17 protein-coding genes are annotated in these 17,058 nt (G+C 44.0%); 12 read left to right on the forward strand and 5 right to left on the reverse strand.

From position 1 onward, the window contains the following. Nucleotides 1–73: 73 nt before the first annotated feature. The 4 genes from L2748_RS09840 to L2748_RS09855 all read right to left on the reverse strand — a co-directional run bounded on the left by L2748_RS09840 (nt 74) and on the right by L2748_RS09855 (nt 5,399). The gene (locus L2748_RS09840; RefSeq protein WP_246616158.1) at nt 74–1,861 is read right to left on the reverse strand and encodes an ABC transporter transmembrane domain-containing protein; all 1,788 of its coding nucleotides are present in this window, start codon (nt 1,859–1,861) and stop codon (nt 74–76) included. 298 nt (nt 1,862–2,159) lie between these two features. Next, nucleotides 2,160–2,708 carry a heme utilization protein HutZ gene (gene hutZ, locus L2748_RS09845; protein WP_220781209.1) on the reverse strand — a complete coding sequence of 183 codons (549 nt, stop codon included), beginning with the start codon at nt 2,706–2,708 and terminating at the stop codon, nt 2,160–2,162. Between the two features lie 68 nt (nt 2,709–2,776). After that, nucleotides 2,777–3,289 carry a heme utilization cystosolic carrier protein HutX gene (gene hutX / locus L2748_RS09850; protein ID WP_220781208.1) on the reverse strand — a complete coding sequence of 171 codons (513 nt, stop codon included), beginning with the start codon at nt 3,287–3,289 and terminating at the stop codon, nt 2,777–2,779. Nucleotides 3,290–3,365: 76 nt separating this feature from the next. Beyond that, nucleotides 3,366–5,399, reverse strand: a complete 2,034-nt coding sequence (locus tag L2748_RS09855) for a TonB-dependent hemoglobin/transferrin/lactoferrin family receptor (protein ID WP_373317213.1) — start codon at nt 5,397–5,399, stop codon at nt 3,366–3,368. 372 nt (nt 5,400–5,771) lie between these two features. On the opposite strand from L2748_RS09855, the gene L2748_RS09860 reads away from it, so the two are divergent. From L2748_RS09860 to L2748_RS09895, 8 genes are all read left to right on the forward strand, one after another. Then, nucleotides 5,772–6,548, forward strand: coding sequence for an energy transducer TonB (locus L2748_RS09860; RefSeq protein ID WP_220781206.1), 777 nt, complete (start codon nt 5,772–5,774; stop codon nt 6,546–6,548). A gap of 167 nt (nt 6,549–6,715) precedes the next feature. Further along, nucleotides 6,716–7,471, forward strand: coding sequence for a MotA/TolQ/ExbB proton channel family protein (locus tag L2748_RS09865; RefSeq protein ID WP_220781205.1), 756 nt, complete (start codon nt 6,716–6,718; stop codon nt 7,469–7,471). Continuing rightward, nucleotides 7,468–7,881, forward strand: coding sequence for an ExbD/TolR family protein (locus L2748_RS09870; protein WP_220781204.1), 414 nt, complete (start codon nt 7,468–7,470; stop codon nt 7,879–7,881). The genes L2748_RS09865 and L2748_RS09870 overlap by 4 nt, the downstream gene beginning before the upstream one ends. Nucleotides 7,882–7,997: 116 nt before the next feature. Beyond that, the gene (locus tag L2748_RS09875) at nt 7,998–8,930 is read left to right on the forward strand and encodes a heme/hemin ABC transporter substrate-binding protein (protein WP_220781203.1); all 933 of its coding nucleotides are present in this window, start codon (nt 7,998–8,000) and stop codon (nt 8,928–8,930) included. 37 nt (nt 8,931–8,967) lie between these two features. Continuing rightward, nucleotides 8,968–9,984, forward strand: coding sequence for a FecCD family ABC transporter permease (locus L2748_RS09880; RefSeq protein ID WP_220781202.1), 1,017 nt, complete (start codon nt 8,968–8,970; stop codon nt 9,982–9,984). An 11-nt stretch (nt 9,985–9,995) separates the two neighbouring features. Continuing rightward, nucleotides 9,996–10,784 carry a heme ABC transporter ATP-binding protein gene (locus tag L2748_RS09885; RefSeq protein WP_220781201.1) on the forward strand — a complete coding sequence of 263 codons (789 nt, stop codon included), beginning with the start codon at nt 9,996–9,998 and terminating at the stop codon, nt 10,782–10,784. Between the two features lie 143 nt (nt 10,785–10,927). Beyond that, nucleotides 10,928–11,461: a dihydrofolate reductase family protein gene (locus tag L2748_RS09890; protein ID WP_220781200.1), complete on the forward strand. Its 534-nt coding sequence runs from the start codon at nt 10,928–10,930 to the stop codon at nt 11,459–11,461. Nucleotides 11,462–11,575: 114 nt separating this feature from the next. Continuing rightward, nucleotides 11,576–12,073 (forward strand): YdcF family protein, encoded by a 498-nt coding sequence (locus L2748_RS09895; protein WP_220781199.1) that lies wholly within the window; start codon nt 11,576–11,578, stop codon nt 12,071–12,073. Nucleotides 12,074–12,114: 41 nt separating this feature from the next. On the opposite strand, the gene L2748_RS09900 is transcribed toward L2748_RS09895, so the two are convergent. After that, complete coding sequence (locus L2748_RS09900) at nt 12,115–13,017, reverse strand: LysR family transcriptional regulator (RefSeq protein WP_220781198.1); 903 nt, start codon at nt 13,015–13,017, stop codon at nt 12,115–12,117. A gap of 183 nt (nt 13,018–13,200) precedes the next feature. On the opposite strand from L2748_RS09900, the gene L2748_RS09905 reads away from it, so the two are divergent. The 4 genes from L2748_RS09905 (at nt 13,201) to L2748_RS09920 (ending at nt 17,055) form a co-directional block, all read left to right on the forward strand. Beyond that, the gene (locus tag L2748_RS09905; RefSeq protein WP_220781197.1) at nt 13,201–13,626 is read left to right on the forward strand and encodes a PACE efflux transporter; all 426 of its coding nucleotides are present in this window, start codon (nt 13,201–13,203) and stop codon (nt 13,624–13,626) included. Nucleotides 13,627–13,985: 359 nt separating this feature from the next. Continuing rightward, nucleotides 13,986–15,407, forward strand: coding sequence for a heme anaerobic degradation radical SAM methyltransferase ChuW/HutW (hutW, locus tag L2748_RS09910; RefSeq protein WP_220781196.1), 1,422 nt, complete (start codon nt 13,986–13,988; stop codon nt 15,405–15,407). An 82-nt stretch (nt 15,408–15,489) separates the two neighbouring features. Further along, the gene (locus L2748_RS09915; protein WP_220781195.1) at nt 15,490–15,645 is read left to right on the forward strand and encodes a hypothetical protein; all 156 of its coding nucleotides are present in this window, start codon (nt 15,490–15,492) and stop codon (nt 15,643–15,645) included. Between the two features lie 126 nt (nt 15,646–15,771). Next, complete coding sequence (locus L2748_RS09920; RefSeq protein ID WP_248957690.1) at nt 15,772–17,055, forward strand: site-specific integrase; 1,284 nt, start codon at nt 15,772–15,774, stop codon at nt 17,053–17,055. Nucleotides 17,056–17,058 lie beyond the last annotated feature (3 nt).

Here is a 17,058-nt window from a genome sequence, read left to right on the forward strand (position 1 = left end):
TCTTATCCTTGAAAAAAATCACAAACTAAGTCGATGTTATAGCTCAACTATACGTTTAACACACTGTTTTAGTTCACTCTTGCAGCAATCCATCATCAGTTAATAGCTGCAAACTGGCAAACTCGCGGTAAAGCTCACTGCTTTGCATTAACTCGCTATGAGTACCACTGGCAACAACCTTGCCTTTATCTAACACTAAGATACGGTCGGCATTGATTACCGTCGCTAGTCTGTGGGCAATAATCAAGGTGGTTTTGCCTATCATTAAACTGTCTAGTGCTTGCTTAACTTTATGCTCACTTACTGCATCTAGCGCGCTGGTTGCTTCATCGAGCAGTAAAATAGGTCTATCAGCTAAAATCGCTCTAGCAATGGCAATTCGCTGCTTTTGCCCGCCAGATAAACGTACGCCGCGCTCGCCTAAATAGGTTTGATACCCTTCACTAAACTCACTAATAAACTCATCGGCTTTAGCTGCAATACAAGCCTCAATCACTTCTTTTTCTGTGGCATCTTGGCGTCCATAACGCACGTTCTCTAATACGCTAGTGGCAAAGATCACTGATTCTTGTGGCACCAACGCATATTGTTGTCGCAGCGTTTGCGGGCTGAGTTTTGCGATATCGATGCCATCGAGCTCAATTGAGCCGCTATTAAGCACATAAAAGCGCTGTAACAGCTCAAACAGCGTACTTTTACCCGCGCCGCTTGCGCCAACCAGCGCTACGCGTTCACCGTGCTGGATATGAATATTGAGGCCGCGAATAACTTCTGTTTCACTGTTGTTTTTATCAAGCAGATCAGGGCTGCTATCAGCACTATCATTCATATTGCTGTAGCTAAAGCGCACATCTTTAAGCTGCAGCTCACCGCGCACCGGCGTTGGCAGCCCAAGTGGGTTTGCTACCACAGGGATATCTATCGGGGTTTCAATTAACTCAATTAACCGCTCTGTTGCACCAACCGCACGCTGGATTTCGCCAATCACTTCACTGATTGTTGCCACAGAGCCTGCCACCATTACCGCATAAAACATAAAAGCTGAAAGCTCACCGGCACTAATCGCGCCACTCATTACATCGTGAGCGCCAACCCAAGTCACCAGTGCTATAGCTAAAATACTCAAAAACATCACTAAGGAAATTAATATCGAACGATACTTAATACGTCCCTTAGCTGCATCCATTACCGCTTCAACACGGTTATTAAACAGCGCTCTATCGGTATCTTCGTGGGAGTAAGCTTGCACAGTATGGATCTCGTGCAGTGTCTCATCCACGTAAGCGCCCAAGTCACCGACTTTATCTTGGCTTTTACGCGATAAATCGCGCACCTTACGACCGAAAAAGAAAATCGGCCCCAACACCATAGGCACAGCAAGTAGCACCAAGCCCGTCATTTTAACGCTGGTAATTGCCATCATCACAATGCCGCCCAGCACAGTAACACTAGCTCTGAGCGCCATCGAAAGACTTGACCCCACCACTGACTGCAATAAGGTCGAATCAGCAGTAAAACGTGAAATCACCTCACCGGTTCTAAGTTTGGCGTAAAAGCCCGGTGAGAGCTTTAGTAAATGGTCGTATACCTTTAAACGAATATCGGCGCTAACTCGCTCACCTAGCCAAGTCATTAAATAGAAACGGCAAAATATCGCGGTGCTACTGAGCGCAGTAATACCAATCACCAACATGATGATTTCATTTAAGCGTGAGCCGTTATCTTTTAAAAAACCTTCATCGACCATCAGGCGCACGCCTTGGCCAAGTGATAGCCAAGCGAGTGAACCGATAAATAAAAAGATAATCGCGGTGATCACTTTAGCGCGATAGGGTTTTAAAAATGCGCCAATCCACGGCAGAACTGCGCGCTGGCTAACATGAGATAAATTATTTTGTTTATCATGATTATGAGGCGCTGCCGGGCTCGTTGAGTTTCCAGCGCCAGTGGCGACAGAGGAAGTGTTTTGATTCAATGCAATATCCCTAACCTTAAGTAAGGTTAAAATGAAAACAACAGCAGGATAACAAAACCCGCGCAAAGGCGGGCAATGTTTATTTAGATCAGAATACTTTTATCACTCTCGCTAACGATTGTCGCGAGAGGTAGGCTACAATAGCAAATACATTAAGCTATGTTGATTCAACCTTTTTGATAGCTTAACTTGCTTCTTTTGCAAGCTCAGCCTTTGGCGTGCCATGGTGACCATCACGCTTCCAGTCGACATCTAATAGCTCAGAGCCCGATAGGCTGAATGCCTGACCAAAGCCCTTAACGTATAAACCATGATGTGGATTTAGCTTAAACAGATTAAAATCGCCTAAAGAGGCTAAGTTATCAATCATCTCACCAAAACGTGCCGATAATGCCGCCACACCTTTGGTAAAGGTTTCGCTGTCGCGGTCAACGAGCTCAGCTGTTGCATCAAAGGTTAAACGCTTGCGTGCAAATACACTTTTAGCTTCGGCTTCATCTTCTAGTAACATCACAGATAAGCTGTTCGACGCTTTAAGATTCGTACCGTGACGAGCAAGTTCACTAACCAAGATATAAAAGCCGTCGTCAGCCAAAGCAAAAGGGGCATAACTGGCGTTAGGAACGCCGTCTGCGTCTTGCGTAGCAAGCTGCAGCGTTGAACGCTCTGCTTTGAACGCTTCTATTTCTGGTAGCAGTTTTTCACGTAATCTTTGCTCTTTTTCGTTGCTCATTGCTCTACTCTCTTATTCTGATACTTATTGATTTAATAGCTAGCTTAGCGACTTAATAAGCTAGTGCTTTAAGCTAATTCGGAATTAACGCTTTGCTTTAATTCAGTAAAACGTGCCACTTGCTCAGGGAGCAACACACGCTTTTTGTCACGGCCAAGGTAGACCTTAAATACCACTTCACCTTGTGGGCCAAAGAAGTTAATTGAGTGGCTTTCTGTACCTCTAAACGGTTTGCTAATCAAAGCTATTGCGCTTATGACATCTAGCTTTAGGTGGCCGTGAAGTCCGTCGCCTTTAGTGATTAAGTTGTAATAACCGTGAGCATATTTGCCCTTTGGAAAGCTGCCTTTAAACTCGAAAATACTGCCAGATGCTGAAATAATCGTGGTCATATTGCCCCACTCTGGTAGCTCAGCTAACAGCGTATCTTTCTGCTCTAGCGGTAATATGCTTAATTGCTCGCTTGGTAGTGCCGATACCACTTCAAATTCACTGATATTAAACTCAGCTGCAACTTGGCTAGGCATAGCCGCAGGGTTAGATTCTAGGTGTTGACGGATTTGCTCTACTGATACAGACATGGAATATCTCCTATAAAATAAACGGCAAAGAGGTCGACCCATGTTAATGAGCCGACCTCGTTTTCAATTAGCTTACTTAGAAGCTATAACGCGCTGACAATTTGAAGTTCCTGCCTTGCTCATACAAGGTTTGCCACGCTTGGCGATATTCCTCATCACCGATATTTTCAACTGCAAAATCAACTCGTAAACCTTCAAATGTGCCCATGGCTGGTTCCCACGCAACGTATACATCCCAAAGTTTGTATGAGTCATATTGATTAAGGTTGTCTACTGGTAACTCGTCTTGCTCTGCCACATAACTAAAGCGAGTCCCTATCTTCATATCGCCTTCCATGATCCCTTGTGACAGATCAATCGATAGCTTCTTGGCAGGAATGTTAGATAGGTATTCATCAGTCGTTTTGTCTTTAGCTTCGGTTTGACCGTAGTTAAAACTTAGGCGAGTTTGCTCATAGCGGTAGCGAGTGCTGAACTCAAAACCGGTTAGCTTAGCTTCATCAACGTTGTTCCAAGAGGTGGTTTGCTCAAAGCCTGGAATACCCATTAATGGGTTAGAGACAGATTGCTCAATAAAATCATCAACGTCGTTTCTAAACACGTTTAAGGTGATAGCTAGCTCGTCGTTACCTGCAAGATTAGCAAAGCGTAGATCGGCTTTAATTTCTTTGTTTTCCGCTTGTTCTGCTTTCAAATCTGGGTTGATTTCAAAGGTGTTGCATAAGCCGTTAGGTAAGAAACCAGGAATTGAAGGAATGCAGTAATGAGTACCTGTTGAGTACATCTCTTCCATGCTTGGCGCGCGGAACGCTTGATCGTAACGTGCACTTAAAGTTAACCAGTCAGTGGTTTGCCACACTAGGCCAACTGATGGTGAAAATGCATTATCATCTGATGATAAGTTAAGATTGTTACTGTCATTTTTGAACGCGTCATAACGTACTGCAGCATCAAGGGTTAAGCTGTCTGTCAATTCGATATCTGCGCGAGTAAATGCGCCCCAAACTGTGGTTTCACCGTCAATATCATCAGGTCTTTCACCGGCTTGGCCGCGGTCATCACGGACTGTTTTAATTGAATCTTTATAGCCATCTACACCGTATGTCAGTAAGGTATTACCTAAGGTTGAGCTGTTATTTAAACTAAAACCTAAGGTTTCATACTCTGTAGTATCAAACTGGTTTTTAGTGACGCGGTCTTCATCGTAGTTGGTACCATTCCAGTACAAGGTTGCGTTTAAATCTAGCAGCGCATTATCAGTTGGATTTAAGCTGTAATCCAAAGTCACATTTTGATCTTCAGTTTTACGCTTAACCAAAGGCACTGAGCTGCCTACGTGAGTTGCAGGGTTACTCGGTACAAGTTCGTCAATATTTGAAAAACGTGCCGATAACTGCAAGCGCTGATCATCTGTTGGCTCCCAGCCAAATTTAGCTAAACCACTTGTACCTTCAGATGAGCTATTTTCAAGGGTTTGATCGTTACCAATTTTGATATTGTTGCTGTCGTAATAACTGCCGTTCACTAACCAATCAACACTGCCTGCTGACTCAGTTTCAGATAAGCCATAAATCGCACCGCTAGTTTTAATGCGATCGCCATTAGACTCATAACCTTGCTTTAAGTAGCCACCAAAGGTGTCCTCTTCTTCTAAAAAGTCAGCAGCTGATTTGGTGTTTTGGGCAACCACACCACCAATTGCACCGCTCCCCCACAAGCTACTTGCCGGGCCACGCACCACTTCAACTGAACTTAATAGCTCAGGATCCATAAAATATGTTCCGCGGTGACCAGAGTTAGTGTTTTGACGAGCGCCATCAATCGTTTGTAATACTCGCTGACCGCCTAGACCACGAATTTCAACGCCTTGAGATGAAGCACGTGGACCGTTGCTCACGTTAATATTGGCTTCGTTTTTCAGTGCCTGTGCAACCGATGCAGGTTGTGACTCTTGCAGTTGCTCTTCACTCACTACCGCCACACTACGGCTAGTTTCAGAGGCTTTTTCGCTTACGCGAGTTGCCGTAACAAGTACTTCATCAAATTCAGTAACTTGTTGTTCTTTGGCTTGCTGAGTTTGTGCAGCATAAGCGCTAGAGCTAAGAGCCATCGCAATTGCGATTACAACAGGCTTCTTGATCATTGGTTCAATCCTCAAGGTCAGTATCAATAACGTCCTGATTAGTATGTAGCAGTTTGCACACACCAAAAATTAGGCCGTCGTTTGTTATTTTTTGGCACTTTACCTGAGACAAAAAAATAGATCAAATGAAAATCATTATCATTTGCGATCTCATTTAAGTTGGTATATCTTATTAGACTATAATGATTCTGTTGTTCATAACCTTTTGTAAAGTATGTAAATAAGCGTACTGATTGTCAGTTTTGTAAAGATAGCGATGATTGAGTGCCTCAGTCGAAACAATACAAAAATTACGAATTCAGCTAGTTAACCGATTTTTGACAGGTAAGAGTTTTCACCATGACACCTAAACGTTATTTTGTTTTTGGTTGCTTAACAGTGTTAATCCAAGGAGGCGTGCTCGCCTCACAAAATACACAGCCTGAAATAGCGCTAAGCTCGGGCAGCGCTATGGGATCAAGCCAAGCTGTTAGCGTGTCAATTGCCATGCAAGCGAGTACTGCAGCGGCAGAAATACCTGAGCCAGTAAAGCCTCAACAAAAAATACCAGAAAAGCAGCCTACTCCATCAGTTACTGAGCCATCTGTGACAAAAACAGTAGCTAAAGCAAAGCCACAAAAATTAGTGCCTAAAAAGGTTAAACCTGCTGCGGCAAAACCAAGCCCTAAAGCCACTCAAATCGCCGAACACAAACCTCAAGCTGTGGAAAAAACGGTCAGCAAGCCGGTTGAAAAAGATATACCGCCTAAAGTCATCGATGAGCCAACAACTGAGGTCGCTAAAACACCTTCGCACAACCAAAACCAGGCTGATGCCAAGCAAGGCGTCACTCAGCAATCCGTCGCCTTAAACCAGCCCACTTTTGCAGCGCCTCCTAGTCAACCTCATTATCCTAAAAAAGCGCGCAAACGCGGTTTTCAAGGCACGGCAACGGTTGAAGTCATGTTCAATCAAGTTGGAGAGCAACTGTCGTTAACCTTAGTGAATAGTTCCGGCTATCGATTACTCGATAAAGCAGCACTGAGTGCCGTTGAGAAATGGCAATTTGCCGCACCAACACCGCAAACTGCCTACGCGTACACAGTTCGCGTACCGGTAAAGTTTGCACTCAATTAACACACTCGTTTTGCAGAAAAAATAAGACGAAGAGCAGGCATTGCTCTGATTATTTGGCTGTTTTAGCACTAAACAGTGCAAGCCAAGCACCGCGTTTAAGGGATGACGCACACACTTAATTTACCTAAATAATTGATGCGATACAGCGATATCGCCAAGGAAAAATCATGTCTCAACCCTTATATCACCAACTCTCTGAGCAACTGGGATACTTAACTTGGCCATTATTTATTTGTGCTTTTTTAAGTTTGATGATCATCTTAGAACGTTTAGCTTTAATGATTTATGAGCTACCTAAACGTGACGCTTGGCTCACCCAATTACGTCAACAAGCGCGCAGTGCAACCCCAGAACAAAGACAAGCCTTAATGGCGCAAATAAGCCAAGGCCGCAGCATGCTTGCCAAAGGGACTGCGCTACTTCTGAGTCATGCAGAACAATCACGTGCGATGCGTGAAGAAATTGTATCTTTATGGCTAGTAAAGCAAAAATCTAAGTTGTTATCAGGCCTAAAGATATTGCACATCATTGGGGTGATTACCCCGCTTTTAGGTTTGCTTGGTACTGTTTTAGGTTTAATCGAGATGTTTGATCAACTGGGTTTATCTGATGGACCAGTAACACCATCGCAGCTTGCATCCGGCTTAGGCCTTGCAATGAATACCACGGCCGCTGGTCTTATTATTGCAGTTCCAGCCATAACACTTGCGCACCTATTTACGCTTTGGGCTGAGCGTCGCTGCAATAAAATTGCCCACGCATTAAACCTACTCAACCTTTGGCTAGACGGCTTTGATCAAGCCCTGAGTATAGGCACAGACTCAGCGGCTCAATTATGTTCAAAAGCAGCGACTTGCAAAGAAGTCAGCTGCCACACCGCAACTCATGATATTAACCAGCCAGCCACAGGATCGGCGTCATGATAAGTGTAGGTAAAGATGAAAGTGCCCAAAGCTTTGGTTTAGATCTGACGCCGTTAATCGATATCATTTTTATTGTATTGGTGTTTTTACTACTAACAGCAAACACCCAGTTATTGAGTTTACCGGTCGATGTACCAACAGAGGCCGACTCAAATCTCAGCGCGCTGTCTCAGGATAAACACATTGCGATTAACGTGTTAGTAAACGAGCCACACTGGGCTCTTGATGGCCAAAGTTATGCTGATTTTGCTGCCTTTGAGGCCGCCTTTGCCAAAAGTTTTAAAGCAAACCCTAAAGCCAAAGTGATTATTGCTGCCGACAAAACCGCACCAGTTCAGCCTTTAATGACGCTACTGGCGGCCTTACAAAGGCAAAACATCACCAACACGCAGATTTTAATGGAGCCTTAATCGACTCAACACTGCTGTACTTATTTGTTTTACCGTTCAATTTTTGATTAGCAAACCAACACGCTAATTATATTAATAGCGCTAGTTAAATAGTTTTATAAATTTTGGAGTGACTCATGCTTGGTAAAAAAATCTTTAATCATCGTCATAACAGCTTATTAGCGAGTGTTGCCCTGCTCTCGACATTGGCATTTAGCCAATCAGTACTTGCTCATGCAGACCATGACCATGGCGATGCAAACAAGTCAGCTAACGCACGAGTCGTTAGCGCTGGTGCTGGGGTAACGGAGTTAGTGCTCGCCTTAGATGCAGGCAATGAGCTGGTCGCAGTTGATTCCACCAGCCAACTGCCACAAGGTTTTGATAAAGTTGAAAAGCTAGGTTACCACCGCATGCTAAGCGCTGAAGGTATTTTAGCGCTATCACCGAATATTGTGCTTGGCACCGATGCCATGGGTCCTAAAGCCACGCTTGATGTACTTAGCGGCGCTAAAGTCAATGTTATCCAGCTACCTGATGCGCATACCCAGCCACAATTACTCAGCAATATTAATGAAATGGGTAAGCTACTTAACCGTGAAGAGCAAGCCAACACACTACAAGAGCAGGTAAAGCAATCATTTGCACAAATAGAGCAAAAGCAGCAACAGATAGCTAAACAAGGCGATGCGCCTAAAGTGTTATTTTTACTACTACAAGCCGACAGACCTGCCCGTGTTGGCGGCGATGATACTGCAGCAGACATCATTATTAAGCTCGCTGGCGGCAACAATATCGCCGGCTTCAGTGGCTATAAATCTGTGTCTCAAGAAGGCATTTTATCACTGCAGCCAGATGTGATTCTAATCTCTAATCGCTCAGATAAAGCCATTGAAAGTCCGATTGACGATTTACTCAAGCAAATGCCGCTACTTGAACATACGCCAGCGGGTAAAAACAAGCATATTCAATCGCTCAAACCACAAGCTTTGCTTGGCGGTTTAGGCTTAAGCGCGATTGAAGCTGCCGACAAATTGGCTAGCGATTTTATTAGCGTAAACCAGTACTAGTTTCGGTAACCAGCAATATAAACACTAGGAAGTCCCCATGGATAATCGTCGTTGGCTTTGGCCCAGTTTACTCGCCGCTTTGGTGATAACTAGCCTGATGTCTGTCAGCATAGGTCCACTACAAATTAGCCCATCGGTGAGCTTTAGCGCCGTAATAAATTGGGCCACTCAGCTAGATCTGGGCAGCGTGGCGCCTCACGAGCAACTGGTGATCGATAACGTGCGCTTACCGCGTACCTTATTAGCACTTGCCGTTGGTGCGGTACTCGCCCAGTGCGGCGCAGTGATGCAAGGCTTATTTAGAAATCCACTCGCCGATCCTGGCATTATTGGTGTGTCTTCAGGTGCGGCATTAGGCGCTGCAATTTGTATTGTGCTGTTCCCTCAAGGCGGCGAATACATGGTCGCGCTAAGTGCTTTTATTGCCGGACTTGCAACCACCTTGATTGTTTATCGTCTTGCCAGTAACCCAAGTGGCACCTCTGTTGTGTTACTGCTACTCGCAGGCGTTGCCATTGCCGCACTAGCTGGCGCAGGGATTGGTTTATTAACCTATATGGCCGATGACATGGCGCTACGTGACCTTACCCTGTGGCAGCTTGGTTCTATTGCGGGTGCGCAGTGGCATTACGTGATTTTAAGCTTAATCGCACTCGCTTTAGTGAGTTGGCAGTTTAATCGCAGCGCCAAAGCCCTCAATGCGTTATTGCTTGGTGAAGCTGAGGCGCGTCATTTAGGCCTAGATGTCGATAAGCTAAAACTCAGATTAATCGTACTGTGCGCCATTGGTGTGGGAATTTCAGTGGCAGCAACTGGCATTATTGGCTTTATTGGGCTTGTTGTTCCGCACTTAGTGCGCATGATGGTAGGGCCTGATAACAAGCAGTTATTACCACTTAGTGCCATGTTAGGCGCTGCCTTATTGGCACTGGCTGATATTGGCGCGCGCTCACTGGTTGCACCATCTGAGCTACCTGTTGGGCTAGTCACTGCGCTTCTTGGGGCCCCCTTCTTTATCGTGTTGCTGTTAAAGCAGCGTCACCGCTTGGTTTAAAGGTCATTAATATGCAAACAGACACACAAATGCCAGTACTCGAAGTCAACCATTTGTCAGTGCGCATTGGTCATAAACCGGTGCTGACCGATATCAATTTAACCATAAAAGCCGGCCAAGTTACCGCATTACTTGGCCCTAATGGCGCGGGGAAATCCACACTACTGAAAAGCTTTTGTCAGGAGGTTGAGCTAGAAGCAGGATTGATTGAAGTCTACGGTAAGGCAATCAACCGCTGGGATCGCCAACAATTAGCTAAGTCGCTAGCCGTTCTGCCTCAGCATGCCTCACTCACTTTTCCGTTTAAAGTGCGTGAAGTGGCTGAAATGGGTCTTTACCCACTATCGCTTAATCAAAAGCAAGGCAAAGCACTGGTGGCTGAGCAACTTGAACAAGTGGCATTGTCACACTTAACTGAGCGCAGTTATCCAACCCTTTCTGGTGGAGAGAAGCAGCGGGTGCAATTAGCCCGAGTATTAACCCAATTGGCACAATCAGACATGCCACCGATTTTGCTATTGGATGAACCGACTTCTGCACTCGATTTGGCTCAGCAACATAGAGTGCTAAAGCTGGCACGTCGCCTTGCCCATGAACATAACTACGCCGTGATTCTGGTGCTGCACGACTTGAATCAGGCATCACGTTACGCCGACAGATTAGTGGTACTGGAAAATGGCAGTATTGTGAGTGATGGTATTCCAAGTGAGACCCTAACACCGGAAACAATAAGACAAGTGTGGCACTACGATCCTGTGGTGGTGATGGAACCCGGCAAGCAAACACCGCTACTTTTTTAGAATAAATCCCCCTCACCTAACCTTATTGCCCATAGTGCGAGTCACAACTAACCTAGTTACGACTCGCTTTTTTATTGCCTTAAAGTACACTGTTTTTATTACGCTGCCCCAAAATAAAAGCCGTGCTTAAGTAAGGAATAACTATGACCAATATCGTGTATATCGCCACCAGCCTTGATGGTTTTATTGCTGACAAAAACAATCAAGTGGATTGGTTACATGACATTCCTAACCCTGATGGTTCAGATCTTGGATTTGGTGAATTTATGGCGCGCATTGATGCGCTAGTAATGGGGCGTAATACCTTAGAGATAGTACTCAGCTTTGGCATCGACTGGCCTTATAATAAGCCTGTTTTTGTTCTCAGTAACACCTTAACCAAAGTCCCTGAGGGACTTGAAGGCAAAGTGTTTTTAATTAAAGGTGAGCTAACAGAAGTGATTGCAACACTGAACAGCCAAGGCTATCAAAACCTGTATATCGATGGTGGTAAAACCATTCAAGGTTTCTTACAGCATGATTTAATTGATGAGCTGATTATTACCACTATTCCAGTATTACTCGGCGGCGGTATTCCGTTATTTGCCGAGCTGACAGCGCCGCTTAAGTTTAAACATGTTAAAGCTGAGCGACTCGTTGATTGCCTAGTGCAAAATAGCTTTATAAGGCAAAGATAGCCACGATAGACTGCCCAGCGATAATGACTGTGGCTGTGATAATGACAGTGATAAATACATGATTTAATACACAGTCACATTGATGAATAGATCGAATAGTAAGTAGAGTGAATAATGAATAGCGTGATTATTGTATTAGGCTCACCAAACGACAACCAAGGTAACCTGTCAGATATTGCCCTATCACGCTGCCAGGCTGCCCTTAAAGTCCATAGTCAACAGCCGCAAAGCAAGCTGCTGCTAACTGGTGGCTTTGGCACGTTTAATCAAACTGATACGCCACATGCTTTATATTGTCAGCGCTACTTGATTAAACAAGGTGTACCAGCTGATACCTTTACCGATATTGCGCTGAGCCGTTTCACCTTTGAAGATGCAACGCTAGCTCAACCTATTATTGAGCAACACGGGTTTAATAAAATAACCTTAGTGACTTCAGAGTTTCATATGCCAAGAGCGAAGCTCATTTTCAGCGCCCTATTTGCTGACATTCCTATTGATTACTGCGCCGCAGACTCAACAGTTAGCGCTAAAAAACTGCGGCAACTTGAAAGCCACGAGCTAGCGGTGATGGATAGAGAACGAGATAATATAGCCAACTACCTTAGTTAAACAGTTTAGTTAATCGGTAGCGTTACTCACTTCGCCGCCAACTAGCAAACTGTCGTTTGATCGTGTCCAAGAAAGTGCGCTTTTAAGCTTTCAATGACACTTTCTAGCACTGGACCAGAGCCATGGCTTCTCGACACTAAACAGCCAACCGCAGTGAGCCAACCGTTATATTCGTGTGCTACTGGTAAAGCAACAACGTCACCGCGTTCAATGCTGGCTTTGACTAAACATTCAGGTACCACAGCCCAGCCAACGTTTTTGTCTACCAAACTCAGCAAACTTTGGTGAGTATTGGCATACCAGACCATAGAACTAATCGCATAGCTAAACCACAGCTCCTTTTTCTCAGAGCTACGATGCACGCATTGACGATAGCCTTTAAGATCCACGTCCTGCACCACTGCAAGTTTTGCTAAATCATGATTCGCGGAAGCAATAGTCAAAAATCGCGCTTGCCCCAAAATGAAGAAGTCCATATCGACTTTAAGCTCACCATCGGCATAGACAATCCCCACTTGCGCCTTGCCTTGACGAACAAGATCTTCAACATCAAAGGTCGAGGCAGCAATAATCTCAAACTGGGTGATGGGAAACTTATTGGCTAAAGGCGCAATAATAGCGAGTAGCTCATCATTGAGTAGGCTTTCATCTACCGCTATAACCAGCTCATGCTCTGTCGCCTTAGACAAAGACTCTATTTTTTGTTCAAAGTACTGCTGCTGGTGCAAAATGGAATAAGCGATTGGCAATAGCGCTTTGGCATTTTCAGTTAATACCGGAGTGTTCTTATCGCGGTTAAATAGCTCTTGATTTATCGCGATTTCAAGATTGGCAATCGCTTGGCTGACACCAGATTGCGCTCGCTTCAATCTGCGCGCCGCAGCAGAAAAGGAACCCGTTTCACACACGGCAACAAAGATTTTTAACTGCTCGAAGCTATACATATTACTTTCCTTTTTCTCAGGCCTCGCACCTGCATGCGGTAATCGCAGCCGTTTTTCTTCACAGCTAAATCAGTGAGCAACCACAGACTATCACCAATCGTGATAGCTGTTAACTTTCACTATACGTTAATCCTGTAATAATCGGCGCCGCTTTTCAGCGTTAATTATTTATTGGAGTAAGTCATGAGTATCTTAGAGCGAGTATTTCATTCGGTATTATTTGAAGTACTAGCAGTGACATTTTCAATTATCGGCTTAGCTATTTTTACTGACTTTGATGTCAAATCACTATCAGGAATGATGATAGTTGTAGCGACCATCGCAATGATTTGGAATTTTATCTTTAACTGGGGCTTCGACCGTATTGTTACTGGCGACAAAGAAAAGCGCCCATTAAAAGTCCGTGTCATTCACGTCACCTTATTCGAAGTCGGCTTACTGTTTTTTACTGTGCCGGTAATGGCTTACATTCTTGATATTGGCATTATACAAGCCTTGATTATGGACTTAGGCGTGACTGTGTTTATCACCATTTATGCCTTTTTATATAACCTTATTTATGACCACACTCGCGCCTTTATCATCCGCAGTCGTGCCACAGCTTGCTAACTAAGCCTAGCTTGCTAGCTAATCACAACTTGCTATGCAAATGCGGCTTGTTAGCCATAGTGAGTCAATCGCTACAGCAAAAAACCTGCATAAACAGCGATGAGACAACATCACTTTTGTTTAAGGGCGGTAAGGACACTGCCCATTCAGCGAGTAATACTTCTCTTCTCTCATGCTCCGCTAACTCACCCGCTAACCATCGGCTTAGCTATTTAACTCCCCCCAGAATATTGCCCAACAACACCTAAAGTGGTTTAGAACTTTACATTGCAAAGAAGAATTAGTTGATCTATCGCACCAAAATTACAATTGATAATGATTATCATTACCAAAATAACTTTTCTATGTTGAGAGCCGTGATGATTTTAACGCCAAGCATGACAGGCATTGCTAGCCCTGATCCGTTGCAGCATGCCTTTAAGGTTAAAAGTGCGCCCCATGCTGGTCGCGGAGGCAGCCGCCCTGTATTTCTTGAGCCACAGCAGTGGCAACAATGGTGGCAGCAACCGAGCCAAGCATCTGAACGTGCTTTATATATTCATATTCCGTTTTGCCGTAAGCGCTGCAGCTTCTGTAATTTTTTTGAAAACGGAACCAATCCTGAGCGGATCAGTCGTTACATCAAAAACCTTACCGAGCAACTGCATATCGCTGCCGATACACCGTTGGCGCAAAGCCGTGGATTTAATACCGTCTATGTTGGCGGTGGCACACCCACTGACATCAGTAGCGATGAAGTCAAACAACTCGGTGAAGCGATTAGCCGTTTTCCGCTAGTAGACAATGCAGAAGTGACATTAGAGGGCAGACTCAACGGCTTTGACGATGATAAATGGCATAACGCCACCGCTAATGGTTTCAACCGCTTTTCATTTGGGGTGCAAAGCTTTGATACTCAAGTGCGTCAAGCTGCTGGGCGTTTTGATGATAAAGACTTCTTACTTAATCGACTAAACCAACTCAGTCAGCATCCCAGCGCCAGTATCGTGATTGATCTTATCTTCGGTTTGCCCGGGCAAACGATGGATATTTGGCAGCAAGACTTACTAGCGGTCATCGACAGTGGCGTGCACGGCGTTGATCTATACCAACTCATCGGCTTAAGCGGCACTCGCATCGAACACGCTCGCGAAAAAGGCAAAATATTAGGCACAGCTTTAAGTGAATTCCAGGCCGACAGCCAAGCTCGCGCCAATATGTATGCTACTGGTGCTAATCACTTCGAATCACAAAACTGGCAACGACTGTCGAGCTGTCACTGGCGCCGAGATAGCCGCGAACGCAGCGTTTATAATAGCTTGGCCAAAAGTGGCATTGAAATCTTACCTTTTGGCGCCGGCGCTGGTGGCAGTATTCACGGTCACGGCTGTATGAATGCGCGCGACTTAAAGCAATGGCATCGAGCCCATGATGATATGCTCCCAACTGAAGCAACAGCTACTTCTGCCGTAGCCCTTAATCCGGTACAAGTGCCTGGCATGTTAATGAGCCCCAATCCGTCGGCTAGCTTAGATGCCATTTTTAAACGGGGTCTGGATAGCGGCCAGTTAGATCTTAACTTATTACAAAGCCCAATGGCACTGCATTTAACGCCCCTGTTTAACGCATGGCGTACCAACGGCTTAGCCGAATTAACGCAAAACCAACTCACCTTGACCTTAGCCGGACGTTTTTGGAACGTTAACATGCAAACTGGACTATTCGAGTTTTTAGCTGAAAATCCCTTGCAACCTACAGCCAATCGTCCACAAACTCACTCACCTCATGCCATAGCAAGCTAGCAGTCTAACTTTTAAGCGCACTGCACAACTCAAAGTAGAGCTGATATAGTGCGCTTATTCTTCGCTAGGCATTCATATACTTATGGCAGCAACAAACGCAAAAAAGACGACCAATAAGCCAACTATCACTAAACCATCGGCGGCAAAAAAAGTGATTTCTGATGAAACTAAAACAGAAGCACTGCAAGTGGCTAAATCGACCCAAAAACCGGGGCAGAGCATTATATACGGAAGCTAAAACGTAAAAGAGAATAGGTCTATAAATAACAATAAAAACTTAAACCTTAAATAGCATTCAAATATTGACAAAAATTCAAACTACAGTCTAAATTATTAAAACTTATAATGTACGGCATAAACTGTAATGCATTTAAAGATAGAGAAAATCACAGTAAATGGTGAACAAAGCGTTTTCTACACTGATGGATTTGGATATCCTATTTCAGGTAATTTATCTGTCGATTATGCAAGTAATTACATTTGTTTAGAAAAGAGCAGTACGACTATCAAGTCAAGAGAAACAACAGCTAGACATTTACTCTTTTGTTTAAACTACTTTATCTATAATGACATTGATATCGTCAACCGTGTTGCCTCTGGAGAGTTCTTTAGTTTTTTTGAATTAGATAAATTTTCCAATCACTGCTTTCTTAAGCAAAGAATAATTAACAAAACCAAATCATCAAATATTGTTTCCTTCACTCCAAAAGACTCGATATCTCCATCTACACGCAAAACAACATGCCGACAAAATCAAGTATCTAATACAACTGCACGTGAACGTTTAAGAGCATTGAGAAGCTACTTAGAGTACCTTTATGAACGCTTTTATGGCTTTAACTCCCCTACACGCCTGAAAGAGCATTATGATAATGTTATTAGGCATTTAAACAGGGAAGTAAATAAAGCTAAACCTAACAACACAAGCGTAATAGACATTGATGAAGAAGTATTCACTCAAGAAGTCATTGATAAAATATTCGAGATAACACTGGTTGGTCACCCCAGCAATCCTTTCAAACGCTCACAGTTAAGAAACCGTGTCATAATCGATACCATTTTTGATATAGGCATACGAAGAGGTGCGTTACTAAATTTAAAATTAGGAGATATCAAAGACGAGGAAACACCCCGTTTAGATATTATAAATAGAATAAACTTCGATGATCCAAGAAAACATCGCCCAACACAAAAAACACAAAGTGGTGTAATAGGTACCCAATTTAGCACTATTCGAAACTTGAAGACTTATATTGAAACAGTTCGAGATTCATATACTTCAACCACGAAACCTAGCCCTCTTTATCCAAAAGCATTAGAGCATGACTTCATATTTATCTCTGAATACGGCACAACCAAAGGCCACCCCCTATCAATTACAGGTTTCAATTATATTTTTGACGTTTTATCTGAGGCTGTGGGAGTAAATATTCATCCACATTTAATTCGCCACCACTGGAATTACAACTTCACAAGACAAGCCGAAAAAGCTGGTCTAACAAGCCATGAAACGGACAAGCTGAGAAAGCATCAAATGACTTGGAGTGAAAATTCTACAATGTGTAGTGGTCAAGTAAAACTGGACACGGACTTGTACGTATTCCAAAATCTTCGTTCAGATTCATTTGGGGTCAAGCCGCCATTATAACTA

Source organism: Shewanella sairae (genome assembly GCF_023283535.1).
Lineage (GTDB): Bacteria > Pseudomonadota > Gammaproteobacteria > Enterobacterales > Shewanellaceae > Shewanella > Shewanella sairae.

Excerpts from the sequence above, each read along its gene's own strand:
- hutZ (WP_220781209.1), bottom strand. The coding sequence starts at position 2,708 with ATGAGCAACGAAAAAGAGCAAAGATTACGTGAAAAACTGCTACCAGAA.
- hutX (WP_220781208.1), bottom strand. The coding sequence starts at position 3,289 with ATGTCTGTATCAGTAGAGCAAATCCGTCAACACCTAGAATCTAACCCT.
- L2748_RS09855 (WP_373317213.1), bottom strand. The coding sequence starts at position 5,399 with ATGGCTCTTAGCTCTAGCGCTTATGCTGCACAAACTCAGCAAGCCAAA.
- L2748_RS09860 (WP_220781206.1), top strand. The coding sequence starts at position 5,772 with ATGACACCTAAACGTTATTTTGTTTTTGGTTGCTTAACAGTGTTAATC.
- L2748_RS09865 (WP_220781205.1), top strand. The coding sequence starts at position 6,716 with ATGTCTCAACCCTTATATCACCAACTCTCTGAGCAACTGGGATACTTA.
- L2748_RS09870 (WP_220781204.1), top strand. The coding sequence starts at position 7,468 with ATGATAAGTGTAGGTAAAGATGAAAGTGCCCAAAGCTTTGGTTTAGAT.
- L2748_RS09875 (WP_220781203.1), top strand. The coding sequence starts at position 7,998 with ATGCTTGGTAAAAAAATCTTTAATCATCGTCATAACAGCTTATTAGCG.
- L2748_RS09880 (WP_220781202.1), top strand. The coding sequence starts at position 8,968 with ATGGATAATCGTCGTTGGCTTTGGCCCAGTTTACTCGCCGCTTTGGTG.
- L2748_RS09885 (WP_220781201.1), top strand. The coding sequence starts at position 9,996 with ATGCAAACAGACACACAAATGCCAGTACTCGAAGTCAACCATTTGTCA.
- L2748_RS09890 (WP_220781200.1), top strand. The coding sequence starts at position 10,928 with ATGACCAATATCGTGTATATCGCCACCAGCCTTGATGGTTTTATTGCT.
- L2748_RS09895 (WP_220781199.1), top strand. The coding sequence starts at position 11,576 with ATGAATAGCGTGATTATTGTATTAGGCTCACCAAACGACAACCAAGGT.
- L2748_RS09900 (WP_220781198.1), bottom strand. The coding sequence starts at position 13,017 with ATGTATAGCTTCGAGCAGTTAAAAATCTTTGTTGCCGTGTGTGAAACG.
- L2748_RS09905 (WP_220781197.1), top strand. The coding sequence starts at position 13,201 with ATGAGTATCTTAGAGCGAGTATTTCATTCGGTATTATTTGAAGTACTA.
- hutW (WP_220781196.1), top strand. The coding sequence starts at position 13,986 with ATGATTTTAACGCCAAGCATGACAGGCATTGCTAGCCCTGATCCGTTG.
- L2748_RS09915 (WP_220781195.1), top strand. The coding sequence starts at position 15,490 with ATGGCAGCAACAAACGCAAAAAAGACGACCAATAAGCCAACTATCACT.
- L2748_RS09920 (WP_248957690.1), top strand. The coding sequence starts at position 15,772 with ATGCATTTAAAGATAGAGAAAATCACAGTAAATGGTGAACAAAGCGTT.